Origin of the sequence: Salinithrix halophila (genome assembly GCF_042650125.1) — a bacterium.
Taxonomy (GTDB): domain Bacteria; phylum Bacillota; class Bacilli; order Thermoactinomycetales; family DSM-45169; genus Salinithrix; species Salinithrix halophila.
Genome location: NZ_JBHSAP010000007.1, coordinates 405,840 through 419,710, shown reverse-complemented (window position 1 = coordinate 419,710; position 13,871 = coordinate 405,840). Strand labels below are relative to the sequence as shown.

Below are 13,871 nucleotides of genomic sequence, written 5' to 3'. Positions count from 1 at the left end.
ATTCAATAAAAAGGTGCCGTGATTCACGGCACCTTTTTATTGGGAAGCTCACGGGCGGAAAGAATTTCGTTGTCCTGCATTCCGGGGAACCTTCGCCGTGGGGCGCCCCCGTGTATGCCAAAGACCCGCCAAGCTGATCAGGAATAGGGAAAGCCCCCCCAAGAGCATCCAGCCTCCGGTAGTATGAAACAAAAGCCATCCGAGGTGGGCAGCGGAGGCGAAGCCTGGCGGGTCCAATAGGGTAAAATAGAGTCCGAACAAGAGGAGGACCAATCCCAACGCATGGGCAACCACCAACACCGCTCCGCCGGATTCCTTGAACAAATGGTTGTTCGTTCCCATCGATCAACCGCCTTTCCGTGGTTGTCCTTGTCACAGAAAATTCCCTTTTATTTTTATATATTCCGCAATGGTTCTCTGAACCCTTTTTTTGTCTGTAACATTTTGATTACACGGGACGATTGATCCAGATAGGAATTTTTGGTACTATTCCCGCTTGAGGGAAACGATCTTGGCTTGCCCCCAGGGGGACGTCTTGACGGTGACGAGTAAGGGTTTGCGTGTCTGTTCCAAGGTTCGGCCGGCACCTTCGGGGACATAATACCGCTCTAGGCCGTAGTCGAGGTGAATGGTTCCGCTATAGGTATCAGAAGCCTTCGCCCGCAACACGACATCACCGCCGGTACTCTCCGGTTGGTCCTCGGATACCGTTCGGACAGTCCAGCGTTCTCCCTTGAGGGTGAGCCGTACATAGACGGAAGTCGGACTTCCTTTCCATTCATTCGGTTCCCCTTTCCATAGGGAGGCGGGCACATCACTCACCTCATAATCGAGGGCGACATAATCCCCGTAGAGGAGGTCCCGGGGGTCGATGGGAACGGTCTTTAGTTGGATTTCTTTACCCCATATATCAATGGCGTACCAGCTTGCAGTTATGCCGGCAAGGATAAGCACCTGGATCACGACGAAAAGGATGAGCCAGCGACGTCGATGAGTCATCGCGCTTCACCTCCCTGGGAGAATGAAACCCGTTTTCGTCGTTGCAAAAGGAAATTCAGCCCGAATAAAAGCAGGCCGCCGATGAAAAAGAAGAGAGATTTGGGAAGAAAGTCCCAAGCCAAGTTAAAGTAGGCGTTCAGAGTAACCAGCAGAAAGAGAAGGATTCCCGTATTGATTCGGAGACGGGACTCTTTTTTGAACCCCTGCATTAATGTATGGACGGTGAATGTGTAGAGGACCAAAAGGTAGATAACGGTATGAATTCCTTCCGGCATTGCCTGGGTAAGGAAGTACCAAGGAAGAAACAAGATCCAACCGACGGTATCCGAAAATTGGCCCTCGCTTTTTTTTCGCCATAGAGATAGGGAAAACAGAATCAGGAATATCGGCGCCGTCCAACGCCAGTCGGGTAGGGCAAATAGATCATATTTAACGACTTCTTGAGGGGACTGGTAAAACCATAAAAGGGTGGAAATGAACCCGACAGCCATCGCAGGCACCCGCAAGGGAAAAGCCCATCCGGGAATTTGAAAGACTTCGGTCAAGGTGTAGACCGCTGCCGCAACGCCAACCATCCACAGGGGGGAGATTTCCGCGGCTACGACTCCCATCATTGCCTGGAACACGATTCCTACACCCGTGAGCCATCGATAGAGAGAGCCCCCTCGTCTTTGGGCGTCCCAAGCCAGCCCGAGTGTGAATAAGACAGCTGTAATCCAGCTGAAACGGTCAAAGGTAGCGACGCTGTATATTTGGGAGGCGGTCAGGATAAGAAAAGGGAGGAAAAAGAGTGCCGGGTGTCGGTAAAGATACAGAGCGCCTAGAGCAGACAGCCCCCAGAGGATAAACAGGCGCGCGTCAAAAGCAGTCAGATGGAACATTTGGCCGACTAGGATCATAGCTGCCCCGAAGCAGATCACTCCAAGACCGGTCAGAGAGGCCCCGGTATGAGAGTGCCCTCGAGAGGTCCGAATTTCACCCGCCCCATAAAAGGTGGCGATAGCAGCAATCAGGATACTTAGGCGGACCAGGGGCGGGATTCCGTTCCAGTTGGAGGCGGTATAAGATAGGATGGCGAGGCCGATAAGAACAGCCGCCAGAATGGGGAGTAATTGCCCCTGGATGGTTTTAGCCGGATACCGTTCCAGGATGTGGCGGAGTTGCCCCTCCGTAACGATTCCTTCCTTTACCCACTCCTCCCCCTCTTTTTTTAACCATTTTCTTGACATGGTGATACCTCCGTTTCCAAGATGATACCTGTAGTATATCGTACGAACATGCCTTTTGGCATAATTTTCTTCTCGAGGAAGATTGAGCGCAGTTGGTCCGCTACATATGAAAGGCCGCTGATCCGACTGGATCAGCGGCCTTTAAAAAACTTTCCGTATCACGATTGCCCTTTTCCCTGGTCATCCTCTGACTGATTTTGCCCTCCTGCTATGTCGCAATCAAAGGCGAGGTTGAGATATCGGTGGAGAGGCATCGTTTCGCGGGCCTCTGTTTTCCAGTAGAGATAGGCTTTCAAAACTAGTTGCACATCCCCCTCCGCGGCTTCTTCCACCAAATGACGAAGAGTGGAGGAAGCTCGCCAACGATCATAGAGGGCCTCGGCGGCAGTTTTTCCTCGATTGGCCGCCCCATACTCCCAGAGAGGGTGGGCACCCCATTCCTTTTTGTGTTGATAGATGAGGGATTCCTCCGCCAGGTACAAAGCCTCGAAACGTTCCGGGGAGAGAAGCCGCTTCCGCGGGAGATAAGAACAGAAACCTTCAATAAACCACTGGATATCGTTCCTGGTATCAATGAAGGAATCGCTGAAAGCCGCAATATGTCGGGTTAATTCCCCACCGGCTATGGCTGCGATGTCCAAATGATTCAACGACGTGAAATAACCGGTGGGGTCATTCGTATCGGTTTCGGGCTTGATCGTGGAACGGAATATTTCTTCCCAATCTCTAACTAGCGGATCAAGGTGGATCACTCCCTGGGAGGTCCAAACCGGTAAGGGGCCCCCTGTGAAAAGTTCCTTTGCTGAACGCCAATCATGGAAGACGATTCCTTTCGGTTCATGGGTTTCGAACCCGCTCTGCAACCAATCGAAGGTATCCTGAATCAGGGGAAGAAGTTCTTCACCCGCTTGGAAGACATCGGAATCCTGTTGGGTGGCTGAATAGGTGACATGCATGGGGTTGTTTCTCCTCTCTCTGTGGTTCTCCCGTGATTCTATCATGTCTGTCGTGGTTACGCTCTTTAAAACCCAATAATCGGCTTTTTTGTATGAAGAACAAGAGTGACAAAAAGGAAAAAATCCATTAAGATGGAACAGAAGGAAAGATTTATCCAGGAGAGGAATTGAGGGAGAATGAATCGCAAAGGAGCATGCTTATGATTCAACAGATAGAGACGGTCGCTGTCTATGTAAAGGATCAACAGAAATCCAAACACTTTTGGACAGAGAAGGTCGGTTTCGTCGTTCATCGGGACGAGCCTATGGGACCTGAGGGGAACTGGCTGGAAGTCGGTCCCGAAAACGCAGCTACTCGGCTGGTCCTCTATCCCCAATCGATGATGCCCAATTGGGAAAATCTGAAACCCTCGATCGTTTTCAGTTGCCATGACATCCACGCTTTTTACGAGGAAATGAAGGGAAAAGGGGTGAAGTTCTTGGATGAACCCAAGAAAATGGCCTGGGGAACCTTTGTCCAGTTTGAGGATCTCGATGGGAACCGCTTCATTCTGAAAGGATGACGACAAATCGCTCCGCAAGCAGATATCCGAGCATAAAAAAAAGAGGGGGTTCTCGTCCCCTCCGCTTAGCCGTGTATGGGGTCGCTGGACTGGGAATCAATTTTGACGATAGGGGGCTGGCTTTTCCCTTGGAACGAGGCTTGAACCGCGTATCCATAGAGGAAAAGTCCGGAAATAAAAACCAAAATAATAATTGCCTTACTCCATTTCGTCAAAAATGTCCACCTCTTTTCGTTCTCGCATCATCTTTATCTCATACATATTCCTTAAGTGTTTTTGAAATTCCTTTTCATCTGCCTGGTCCCATATACTTGCGAGGCGGAGGTGAAGTTTTGCTTCCAGCCGTGGATTGCGCGACCCGATGATTTCCAGGGTGCGTTCATAATAGGAGACGGCTTCTTGGATCTGCCCTTGTTTTTTGTAAAAGTCCCCCAGGAAGAGTAGGGCGTAGGATAGGCGAACCAAATCATCTTGTGAAAGATTGACGGCTTCTTCCAGCGTCTTTTTAGCTTCATCCCAGTTGCTCTCATTCATATACAACACACCAAGACGAGTATAGGTGGTTGCGAGCGCACGGGTGTCTCCAAACATTTCTCTGGCATTGATGGCGATTCGGAAGCAATCTTTTGCTTTTTTCCAATCCCCTGCTTTCGAGAAAATACTACCCATCGTATTTAAAAAATCCAGGATACTTTTGTTGTAGCCGTTGCGGCGAGACATTTCCAATCCCTGTTGTGCATGGTGGAGTGCTTGGTCGAGGATCCCCATTTTACGGAGGAATTCGGCTTTCAGCCAATAGAGCAAAGCGATATGTTTGGATTCCACTTCACTATCGATGGAATCCCATACTTCTTGGATGGTCTGCATTCCTTCATTGACCCGGTCCAGCTTATCCAGATAGATGGCTTTATTGCAACGCAAGACGAATTTGAGATGGGGGGCGTCTCCGGATTCCTGGTAGGAATCGATCGCTTGGTTTGTAAACCCTAGAGCCTTCTCGATTTCGTTTTGCTGATAACAACAAATCGCTAAATCGTTGAAGCAGAGAGCTTCAACGCTGGTTGCTTGGGAGAGGGGGGATTGGCTGCTCAGCTTAATGGCGTAGTATAGTTCTCTTTCAGCTTTGGCCCATTTTTTTTCAGTCAGGTAGCAGCGTCCCTTTAGAAAGTGCTTTCTTGGAGCGAGAGGGTGGGCATCATCCAATTCCAATTTCTCGAGGTTATATAAGGCTTCCCGCAACTGTCCCAATGACCATAATAAATGAGAAGAATCTAGCTGGAATTCGACATCTTTCATTTTGTTCGCTTCTTCTTCCATTTTGCTGGGGATGTCCATCAGGTTGACCCCGAGTTTATCCAGAAGGTACTGAATTTTGTTGGTATTTACATGCGGGACCCCACGCTCGATATTGCTGATGGTGGCAGGGGAGATGTTTTCATCAGCCAAATCTTCCAGCCGGAATCCTTTTTCTTTGCGGATTTTTCGAATCACTTCACCAATCTCGTTGATTTTTATCGCAGACATCGATCTCACCCCATTATTAACATGGACCTAATTATTGTTTATTTTATCCCAAGATACTGATAATGGGAAATATATTCGAAGGGATCGTAAAAAAATTACAGGAACCCATATGGGCGAAGAGCATATATTGTAGCCAACTGATATGGGAGGGGATTCCATTGCATCATCATCCCATGCCCCCGGGTTTTCCTGTCCTCCAGTCCGTCTCCCCGGCGGTTTATCATGGAATTATGGAGCATGCTGCAGGCCTTTCTTTACGTCATGTTTTATACCAGACGAACGCGATCGCTTTCCTCATGGGCCGGGGCCTTCCTTATCCCCAAGCACTCCGCACGGTCGAATCTTGGGAGAGAAATGAGCAGTTTCCTTATTTCGAAGGACAGCCGATTTGATCCTTTCGTTTGTAAAATGCTCAAATAAACAAAAAGCCGCCATACAAAGCGGCTTTTTGTCGTTTCTATATAGATCTAACTGTACCTGTGACGATGGCTTAAGGGTTAATGGTGAAGGTGGAAAGGACTCCGGCATGGTCGGAAGGCCACTCATTGTCTTTGTGTTGTCCATAGGGTTTCGGACTCCCCGTGACAAACACTTGTGATTGGGTGGCGTTGGCTCTTCCTTTTGAATAAATGAAGTCAATTCGGTCTTGGGGTTCATAATCGTATGCGGAATCCCACGGGTGGTCCGATGTGTATACGGGTGACCAGGTATTGCCGGGGGATTTGGCCGGATCAGGATGGATCTTCCGGTAGGAGTCTGTCATCCCGGCCTGTTTGATTTTTTTGGAAACCGGCCATTCGATGGTATAGCCGTTATGGGATTTTTTTGTCGAATCAACCCAGTCTAAGTGCGAAGGAGCGTTAAAGTCTCCCAGCAGGAAGACCGGCATGTTGGAAGAGAGATAGGGTTTAAGTGTGCGTAGAATAGCTGCTGCTTCAACCCCTCGCCTCTTTTCTTCAATCTTGATGATTTCACTGGTTTTTTTGTTTTCAAAATGGGCTGAATAGGGGCCGTACTCTTTGTAGTCCAGATGGGCGGAGGTTACTATCGCTTCTTGTCCGGAAGATAATCGGACCCGGACGGTGGGTGCTGAAGCGCCGGGAATTTCAAATTTCTCTACGATGGGATATCTGCTGATGATGCTCCCGCCGTTAGGCGATTGATAGAAATGCCATCCTAGCTGTTTCGCAACCGTTTTGGCTGGGTCCGGTCTCTCTTGGAAACCGACAACATCGGCACCTGAACGCTGCACAGCGCGGACGATTTTGTCGGTGCCGTTGTTTACCTTTCCTCCGCCATGCCATGTATTCATGGTCAACATCTTTAATTTAACAGGGGATTGGGATGACGTTTTTTTGCTCGTGACCGTGATGGGGACGTCTTGGCTGATTTTTGTGTAGCTATCATTCTTAAAAAATCGGAGATGATAGGTTCCCGGTTTCAATCTTCCTTTGAACGTGACCGTTCCATCGGTATACCCTTTGGTAGCTGTTTGTGAGCCATTGACATACGCCCAATCCACATAGGATCGATTCGAAGCGCCTTCTCGGTAAAGGCCGATCCAATCCTTGGCATTGCCCGGCCCGTGCGAAAACTTCACTTGGATGGCTTCCCCTGTACTATAAACCGGTTTTTTGGAATCAAGGGAAGGAGTATCTGCGGCATTCGCCTGTGTTACCGACAAAAGCGAAAACACCAAACAAATGCACAATAACAAGATTGGAATGAACCTTGCTCTACCTATTTTTTCGCTAATCATCATTCCACATCCCTCCAAAAAGCTACTATAGGTTTAATACTATTAATGTAAGGGGTCTGTGTAAATGGTATGTTAAGGGATGAAAGGGATTGTGTTAATTTCCGATCACCCTATATAGGCCATCCTTTATCCGTAGAAGGTCGTTAGCGGCCATGATTAGAAAAGGAGGATGCCGAATGTCAAAAAAGATGGATCGTCGGATTAAACGAACCCGTGAAAATATCAAGAAAGCCATGCTGGAGCTAATCGCAGATAAAGGGTTCCAGGCTGTTACGGTCCGGGACTTAACGGATCGGGCGGGCATCAATCGCGGGACATTTTACCTTCACTTTCAAGATAAGTATGACTTGCTGGAACAATGTGTGGAAGAAGAAGTTCAGGCTTTGTTTCAAATCATGAAGCCAAAACCGGGAGAACCATCTACCCCTCTCAACGAACAAGCGTTAGAACGATGCTTTCAATACTATTGGGATCATAAAGGGTTTTATCAAACGATGATGGGTCAAGTCCCCCAGCTCCGAGATTTAATTTTCAAAGCTCACCGGGAACAGGCCAACAAATTGGCCGAGAAAAGCAAGGTTCATCCCTCCAGGTTGCCGGTGGACCCGGATATTGTGATTAGTTACACCCTTCATTCCATGCTTGGCGTCACCATGTGGTGGCTGGAGAACGATATGCCCTATCCTCCTTGTCAAATGGCGAAACAATTGAATTGGCTAGTCTCCCACCATGTTAACGACCTAAAGAGTTTTTGATCAGTTGTTCAACATTTCACCCCCGATTGCCGTTTAATGAACGGAATGAAGGAATCTGTTTATTGGATCATGGAAGGTTCTTCCTTATAATTTTAACCAGGAGCACCTATACGGGTTTAAGCTCTACCACCGTTCTATCTAAGTTTTTCCTGGAAAACGTGATAAGGGGGAGTCCGGGGTGAGTGTTAAAGATCCGATTTTTATTGAAGAAGTAACGGGTCTGAAGACGAAACGGGAGAAGTTTGACCCTTACTCTTGGTACCAGGAGATGAGGGAGCGTAACCCTGTTTACTATGATCCAAAGCAACAAGTATGGAATGTCTTCTTGTATGACGATGTCAACCGTGTCCTATCTGATTACCATCTGTTTACCAGTCAGAAATCCAGGGTACCCTCAGGGTTTCCCAGAATTTCTTCCGCTTCTGAACGGGTCCGTATGAACGAAATGGACCCCCCGCAACAGGTCAAGATACGCTCATTGGTTTCAAAAGCATTCACTCCCCGAGCGTTAAGGGATTGGGAGCCCCGGATTCAGACGGTTACCGAGTTTTTGTTAGATCAATTGGACGAACAAGGGCCGATGGATATCTTAGAAGATTTGGCGATCCCCCTCCCCGTCACGGTGATTTCGGATTTGTTGGGAATTCCTTCGGCGGATTGGAAAAGGTTTAAAAATTGGTCCGATATTCTCTTTACCCCAGGCAGTCGGGAGACCTACGCCGATTTAGAAGAGAAAAAGGCCCAAGCTCGCAGGGAATTAGGGGAATATCTCTATCCTGTGGTACAGGAAAAGAGAGAAAATCCACAAAACGATATCATCTCCAGCCTGACACAGGCAGAGTTTGAGGGAGACAAACTGAGCGATCTGGAAATCATTCATTTCACCATCGGGTTGCTTGCTGCAGGCAACGAAACGACAACCACCTTGATTGCCAATGCGTTCTATTGCTTTTTACGGGACACCCCGGGTATTTATCAGCAATTAAGAGCCAATCCAGAATGGATTCCAAAGGCTATCGAAGAGGTGCTGAGATATCGTTCTCCTGCCCAGATCATGACGAGACGGGTGAAAAAAGATACCGATGTCTTTGGTCCGGTTTTCAAAGAAGGGGAACACGTCATAGCATGGATCGGGTCAGCCAACTGGGATAAAAAGCAATTTTCGCACCCTGAACAATTCGATATCCACCGATCGAATAATCAGACCCATTTATCCTTCGGCAAAGGAGCTCATTTTTGCCTTGGAGCACCACTCTCCCGCTTAGAAGCAAAAATCGCCTTAACAGAGTTTGTCCGCCGTTACCCCGAGATCTCCCTTCCCAGGGGATGGGAGCTTGAAGACTGTTTGGAAGAGGGTTTTAACCGATTGAGCCGGTTTCCCATCATCACCGCAAAAATATAAGGCAGTAGAGCCTAGAAGGCAAGCGAAAGCGACGGTTTCTTTCACCGTCGCTTTTCTTCGTTCAATCGGGGTAACCTGCGATGAAGCCAGGCGACACAAACCAGGGAGAAGAATCCGCAATTGATGAGCGAAACGACGATTTCACCTACCTGACTAAGGGAGAGCCCTCCTTTGAACAGGAAGAGGTAAATAAAGAAAAGAAAAGCCAGGGCTCCTGTAGAAGCCCAAAACCACAGTTTTTGAGCGGGGGAATATTCTTCTGGTTTACGGGGGGAAGTGTTTTTGCGGCTGTACAGGTAGGCGGCGAGGATCAGAAAACCGATCAAGGTGCTACTGTGTTGGGCGACTTTGTAAAAGGGGATTTCCAGTGACAAGATGTGAAATCTCTCTCGCAAAAAAGGAAGGTGTTCTACAAAAAAGCCTGTTGAATGGGTAAAAGCATCCCATAAAACATGGGTGAACATTCCCAGGATCGAAGAATAAAACAACACGAAAAACTTCCTCACGGAGGAAAACTTCCAAGGGGGATTTGTGGAATGCCGATACCATTGTGAAAAAGGGCGGGGGAGATGAGTGATGAAAGGTTCTTTGATCACACGGTGAAAGATCCAGGCCAAGAGGATAACCAGCGGAAAGTTCAAGTAGAAAAAACCCAGCAACGTATGCCCGATGACCCCATGAGGTTTAAAATGAAGAAAATATTCCAGGTCCGGCGCCATACTTCCTAAAACCAACCCCGTCAAACTGAAGTACCGTCCCCAACGCAGGTGGATGGGAATCACGGCTGCTGAGTGTGCGAAGGTAAACGGCATCCTCCTTTCCCCCTTCCGCTCAACGGAGCAAATCTTGGACAAATTGATCGCGATCGGTTAAAAAGCGTTTGGTAATTAGGTAATGAGAAGTATCCGTATAGGCGATTTCAGAGATAGGGGACGCATCAAAATTGTATAACTTGGCATTCGGGTATCCGAGTAAAATCGGTGAATGCGTCGCAATGATGAACTGTGACTCGGTTTGGTTTACCAATTGGTCAATCAGGCGCAAAAACGCCAATTGGCGCTGGGGGGACAGGGCTGCCTCCGGTTCATCCAACAAATACAATCCTCTCTCGTTAAATCGGTTAGAAAAAAGGGAGAAGAAGGATTCTCCGTGAGATTGATGATGGAGCGAACGGCCGCCATATCGTTGATAGATTCCCGCTGGATCGACTTCATCGATGTAAGAGGCAAAATGATAGAAGGATTCCGCCCGCAGGAAAAAGCCTTCTGTCACTTTAGGAAGCCATGAAAGGCGAATATATTTCCCTAAGACGGCCTGGGACTCATGGACATCATATACATGATCCCGGGAACCACCCGCCGTATTAAAGCCGCACTGATAAGCAATGGCCTCCATGATGGTCGACTTGCCGGAACCGTTTTCCCCTACAAAAAACGTCACCGAGGTATCGAGGGACAATTGATTCCAGCCTTGCAGTGCGGGAATGTTGAATGGATATTCATCGCGCTTCGCCTTCGTCTGCCCGTCCTCTCCCAACCGGATTTCTCGTAAAAAAACGCTCATCTTTTTTAGACCTCCATCGCCCTGTCGTTTTCTGAGAGGCTCTCTGTTAATTTGTAGGATTGCCCTTATTGTAACGTTCTTCGGGGAATAGGTCTAGAACATACGTTTTGTGATTGGTGCGTGGGGATTATTTTTTTAAAAAAGAGAAGAAAAGTATTGAAAAAACACATAGAAGCATTTACAATAAACCCAAGTTACACTTTTCAGTATTTTGGTGTAACTAAAATACATAGAGAAAAAGGTGGGAGAGAAATGAAGAAAATTGGTCGTTTTGCTGTAGCTTTGTGCCTAGGAGTGACGCTGCTGGTGCCGGCTACCATGAGCCAAGCGTTTGCCGCCGACGAAAATCCTAACGTCTCTGAAAAAAATGCGGAGGAAAAAGCCCAAGCAAGCATGGCGCCCACAGTTGGTATCGGTGCCAACTTAAACGTTAACATTGATGTACTGGGAATTGCCGATAAGATTGAGAGTGCGATCAATGATAATGCTCATCGTTCAGGCTTCGTGAAAAATCTGTCGAATGCTGCTTATTATGGTGCGGAACAGAAGTATAATGTGGTAGTTCAGAATCTGGAGCAACCTCATGACCCTACAAAATTACAGGGCGTTAAATTTTATGGCTCTGCCAAGTATGGGAAGATCACGTATGGAATCTGGGTCTTTGAAGGCGGAGAATTTGAAAACCAAGGTGATGGTGGCTGGATTAACTGGGCCTATTGGGCTCCCAAAGGTGTCGAACGGAATGGCGGCCACCTCAAATTTCCTTAAAATCTGACGACAGAAGTAGCTACCAACTAGCCTTTTCCCAAAGGAAAGAAGAAGCCTGCTCTGGTAAGGAGCAGGCTTGTCTTGTTGTTCGGGTTTAGGTTTATTTTGTTGTGGGTGATGGCTCCTGAGGAGCTTGGTGTTGATCCTCCGAATCGAGCTCAATCAACTTGATCTTATCTCCGAGAATCTTTTTTTCTTTCGCCGTCAGTTTCAGATGGTCCGGATTGTACCCAGGCTTTGTAAAGGCTTTTACCATGTAATCCCGTACTTTTTTACCCGCTACTTGTTTCACCGCTTCGAAGAAGTCTGGGAAGGTGGCGTTTTTGAATTTGTTCAATTGATAGTGGGTACGCATTATTCGGTCAAACTTGGCTTCTCCAACCTTCTCATACAAGTCGATCAAAGCGACAGGCCCTTTCCCGTAGATATATTGCATGTATGGCATCGCGCCACCGTAATGGTTTACAGGCCGGTTGATGGCGCCGGTTAGTTCGGGCAACTGATCCTCTCCAACAAACAGATGAGCCTTCATGCCATCCGCGCTGTATTTCCCGTACTGTTTTGAAAAGTAATACGTTGTAACAAATTCCGTGAAGCTTTCATCCAAAGCCGGGTTGACGGCAGGATTATTCCCAATCATCCCGTAAAACCATTGGTGGGCTAGTTCGTGGACGAGTGCATGGTTCGGGCCGGATTGGGGGTGGTATTTTCCCATTTGAATAATGGTCGGATACTCCATCGCCACCCCTTGAATCCCGGTTTCGACGATATCAAACTCCGGGTAGGCATAGGGGCCGACCTTTTTTTCGAAGAAAGGAAGGGCTTTGGCGACTTCATTTAACGCCTTCCTCGCCTGAGCCTTTTTGTATTTGGCGGTATCTTCGTAGACACTGTTGATGGTCACCCTGCCTACTTTCTTAGTGATCTTTTTGTAGTGGGGGCTGGCAAAAAAGACGAATTCTCTCACATTCGGTGCATGGATGCGAATCGTTTTCTCATTACCGCGGGTGGTCTCTTTTTCCGTACCAGTCGCAGCGACGGTAAAGTTTTTGGGTACGCGGAGTTTCATGCGATAGTCCGAGAAATCACTGTAGTCGGATTCACCAATGCGGGTGTAGGGGGTTTCATCCCAACTTCTTGTTTTCGGATCATACATGGCTAGCACAGGATACCATTTAGTCAGGGAGAGATTGTCCTTGTAATAATTGAGCCGTTGGTTCCCATAGGGGAGTTTGACGGTGAAGTCGATGCGAAGCTGAATTTGCTCCTTTGGCTTGGCCGCTTTTGGAAGCTGGACTTTTAAGACTTGGTTCTTTTGAGAGAAGCGGACCTTCTTTCCTTGGGCTTTCACCTTTCGAATGTGGATATCCCCCAAGAAGTCCTTTTTCTTAAGACCGGGGTTTTTCTTCATTTCTTTTTGGATCATTTCGGGCGTGGGCCGAGTAAAGTCACTCATGGTCTTTAATCGATTGTAGGAGTCGGGGTATAAGTGGAAGGCGACCTCACGCAATGAATGAGGGTATTTGTTGGTAAAGGTGACGGTTTCACGAGCCTTTACTGTGTGGGCTTTAGGTTTCACCTGGGCCTTGATATCGTATTGGGGACGCTGGTTGCTTCGGTGATCTTTTGCTTGAACTGGTGCTGTGTAAAGAAACCCAAAAGCCGTACTAGCGGCTAAGATACCGGCTACGGAGAGTTTGAACCATGTCTTCATTTGCCAACCTCTTTTCCTGTTGATATTGCATCCATTGTAACATTCCAAGATGAAATGACGCTTTCATCTAGCTTACAATGTTGTAAGGGTCATATTAGGTTCATGAAAGCGCAAAAAGGCCGCCCGTATTTAATAAGGGCGGTTTTTGTTATGAAGTTATTATAGCTTTTATTCCAGTGACACAGGTAAGAGGCCATAAGCATAACATATCGGAATTTTTGCCATCGGGGTGGTTGTAAATGGGGAATAAGATGATGGTCCAATTTCATTCGATCAATGTCAATGCTATTGAGACGGCTTCCGGAATTTTTGTGGGGGAGAACTTCCAAAATTACTGGAGCTCCCACAATAAGTCCAATGCAGGATTCGGTGGAGTGATCGGATGGCACAATACGGTGGCTCGTAACATGAACACGGTGGACGACCGTGACCACATCGATACACCCATTGATGACTAGGATGTCATTATGGTGGATAGATCCCTTCTTTCTCTTTCATGAGTGGGAGGGTCTGGCTCGATCACGGGGGGCTTTTGCCGATTAATGACCAGGAGTAACACCGAGTCTGCCATACAGGGATTTTGATAGAGCTTCCCACTACGCAACCCAATGGATAAAAGCCCGGCCCTTTGATAAAAGG

Annotated in this window: 15 protein-coding genes; 6 read left to right on the top strand and 9 right to left on the bottom strand. The window is 47.7% G+C overall.

Translation table 11 applies throughout. From position 1 onward, the window contains the following. Positions 1 to 48: 48 nt before the first annotated feature. The 4 genes from ACFOUO_RS04120 to ACFOUO_RS04105 form a co-directional block, all read right to left on the bottom strand. On the bottom strand, positions 49 to 342 hold the full coding sequence (locus tag ACFOUO_RS04120) for a hypothetical protein (protein WP_380702431.1): 294 nt from the start codon (positions 340 to 342) through the stop codon (positions 49 to 51). Between the two features lie 144 nt (positions 343 to 486). Further along, positions 487 to 999: a GDYXXLXY domain-containing protein gene (locus ACFOUO_RS04115; protein ID WP_380702429.1), complete on the bottom strand. Its 513-nt coding sequence runs from the start codon at positions 997 to 999 to the stop codon at positions 487 to 489. Further along, positions 996 to 2,228, bottom strand: a complete 1,233-nt coding sequence (locus tag ACFOUO_RS04110) for a DUF2157 domain-containing protein (RefSeq protein ID WP_380702427.1) — start codon at positions 2,226 to 2,228, stop codon at positions 996 to 998. Before ACFOUO_RS04110 ends, ACFOUO_RS04115 begins: the two co-directional genes overlap by 4 nt. Before the next feature lie 158 nt (positions 2,229 to 2,386). Then, complete coding sequence (locus ACFOUO_RS04105; RefSeq protein WP_380702425.1) at positions 2,387 to 3,184, bottom strand: hypothetical protein; 798 nt, start codon at positions 3,182 to 3,184, stop codon at positions 2,387 to 2,389. 200 nt (positions 3,185 to 3,384) lie between these two features. Here ACFOUO_RS04105 and ACFOUO_RS04100 point away from each other — a divergent pair, with 200 nt between their 5' ends. Further along, complete coding sequence (locus ACFOUO_RS04100; RefSeq protein ID WP_380702423.1) at positions 3,385 to 3,747, top strand: VOC family protein; 363 nt, start codon at positions 3,385 to 3,387, stop codon at positions 3,745 to 3,747. 198 nt (positions 3,748 to 3,945) lie between these two features. On the opposite strand, the gene ACFOUO_RS04095 is transcribed toward ACFOUO_RS04100, so the two are convergent. After that, positions 3,946 to 5,271, bottom strand: coding sequence for a tetratricopeptide repeat protein (locus ACFOUO_RS04095; RefSeq protein ID WP_380702421.1), 1,326 nt, complete (start codon positions 5,269 to 5,271; stop codon positions 3,946 to 3,948). 158 nt (positions 5,272 to 5,429) lie between these two features. Between ACFOUO_RS04095 and ACFOUO_RS04090 the strand changes: the two genes are divergently transcribed. Continuing rightward, on the top strand, positions 5,430 to 5,663 hold the full coding sequence (locus ACFOUO_RS04090; RefSeq protein WP_380702419.1) for a hypothetical protein: 234 nt from the start codon (positions 5,430 to 5,432) through the stop codon (positions 5,661 to 5,663). 98 nt (positions 5,664 to 5,761) lie between these two features. Here ACFOUO_RS04090 and ACFOUO_RS04085 read toward each other — a convergent pair whose 3' ends face one another. Next, positions 5,762 to 6,871 (bottom strand): endonuclease/exonuclease/phosphatase family protein, encoded by a 1,110-nt coding sequence (locus tag ACFOUO_RS04085; RefSeq protein ID WP_380702417.1) that lies wholly within the window; start codon positions 6,869 to 6,871, stop codon positions 5,762 to 5,764. 335 nt (positions 6,872 to 7,206) lie between these two features. Between ACFOUO_RS04085 and ACFOUO_RS04080 the strand changes: the two genes are divergently transcribed. Continuing rightward, positions 7,207 to 7,785: a TetR/AcrR family transcriptional regulator gene (locus tag ACFOUO_RS04080; protein ID WP_380702415.1), complete on the top strand. Its 579-nt coding sequence runs from the start codon at positions 7,207 to 7,209 to the stop codon at positions 7,783 to 7,785. A 178-nt stretch (positions 7,786 to 7,963) separates the two neighbouring features. Continuing rightward, complete coding sequence (locus tag ACFOUO_RS04075; protein WP_380702413.1) at positions 7,964 to 9,187, top strand: cytochrome P450; 1,224 nt, start codon at positions 7,964 to 7,966, stop codon at positions 9,185 to 9,187. 41 nt (positions 9,188 to 9,228) lie between these two features. Here the strand turns inward: ACFOUO_RS04075 and ACFOUO_RS04070 are convergent, their stop codons facing one another. Further along, entirely contained in the window at positions 9,229 to 9,999 is a 771-nt protein-coding gene (locus tag ACFOUO_RS04070) for a DUF4184 family protein (protein WP_380702411.1), read from the bottom strand. Between the two features lie 19 nt (positions 10,000 to 10,018). Further along, a complete protein-coding gene (locus tag ACFOUO_RS04065; RefSeq protein ID WP_380702409.1) occupies positions 10,019 to 10,750 on the bottom strand; it encodes an AAA family ATPase in 732 nt (243 codons plus the stop codon). 252 nt (positions 10,751 to 11,002) lie between these two features. Between ACFOUO_RS04065 and ACFOUO_RS04060 the strand changes: the two genes are divergently transcribed. After that, positions 11,003 to 11,518 carry a hypothetical protein gene (locus tag ACFOUO_RS04060; protein WP_380702407.1) on the top strand — a complete coding sequence of 172 codons (516 nt, stop codon included), beginning with the start codon at positions 11,003 to 11,005 and terminating at the stop codon, positions 11,516 to 11,518. Between the two features lie 100 nt (positions 11,519 to 11,618). Here ACFOUO_RS04060 and ACFOUO_RS04055 read toward each other — a convergent pair whose 3' ends face one another. Beyond that, positions 11,619 to 13,232, bottom strand: coding sequence for a M1 family metallopeptidase (locus tag ACFOUO_RS04055; protein ID WP_380702405.1), 1,614 nt, complete (start codon positions 13,230 to 13,232; stop codon positions 11,619 to 11,621). Between the two features lie 239 nt (positions 13,233 to 13,471). Between ACFOUO_RS04055 and ACFOUO_RS04050 the strand changes: the two genes are divergently transcribed. Beyond that, on the top strand, positions 13,472 to 13,690 hold the full coding sequence (locus ACFOUO_RS04050) for a hypothetical protein (protein ID WP_380702403.1): 219 nt from the start codon (positions 13,472 to 13,474) through the stop codon (positions 13,688 to 13,690). Positions 13,691 to 13,871: the final 181 nt, after the last annotated feature.

Coding starts and splice junctions, on each gene's coding strand:
- ACFOUO_RS04120 (WP_380702431.1), bottom strand. CDS start 342: ATGGGAACGAACAACCATTTGTTCAAGGAATCCGGCGGAGCGGTGTTG.
- ACFOUO_RS04115 (WP_380702429.1), bottom strand. CDS start 999: ATGACTCATCGACGTCGCTGGCTCATCCTTTTCGTCGTGATCCAGGTG.
- ACFOUO_RS04110 (WP_380702427.1), bottom strand. CDS start 2,228: ATGTCAAGAAAATGGTTAAAAAAAGAGGGGGAGGAGTGGGTAAAGGAA.
- ACFOUO_RS04105 (WP_380702425.1), bottom strand. CDS start 3,184: ATGCATGTCACCTATTCAGCCACCCAACAGGATTCCGATGTCTTCCAA.
- ACFOUO_RS04100 (WP_380702423.1), top strand. CDS start 3,385: ATGATTCAACAGATAGAGACGGTCGCTGTCTATGTAAAGGATCAACAG.
- ACFOUO_RS04095 (WP_380702421.1), bottom strand. CDS start 5,271: ATGTCTGCGATAAAAATCAACGAGATTGGTGAAGTGATTCGAAAAATC.
- ACFOUO_RS04080 (WP_380702415.1), top strand. CDS start 7,207: ATGTCAAAAAAGATGGATCGTCGGATTAAACGAACCCGTGAAAATATC.
- ACFOUO_RS04070 (WP_380702411.1), bottom strand. CDS start 9,999: ATGCCGTTTACCTTCGCACACTCAGCAGCCGTGATTCCCATCCACCTG.
- ACFOUO_RS04065 (WP_380702409.1), bottom strand. CDS start 10,750: ATGAGCGTTTTTTTACGAGAAATCCGGTTGGGAGAGGACGGGCAGACG.
- ACFOUO_RS04060 (WP_380702407.1), top strand. CDS start 11,003: ATGAAGAAAATTGGTCGTTTTGCTGTAGCTTTGTGCCTAGGAGTGACG.
- ACFOUO_RS04055 (WP_380702405.1), bottom strand. CDS start 13,232: ATGAAGACATGGTTCAAACTCTCCGTAGCCGGTATCTTAGCCGCTAGT.
- ACFOUO_RS04050 (WP_380702403.1), top strand. CDS start 13,472: ATGGGGAATAAGATGATGGTCCAATTTCATTCGATCAATGTCAATGCT.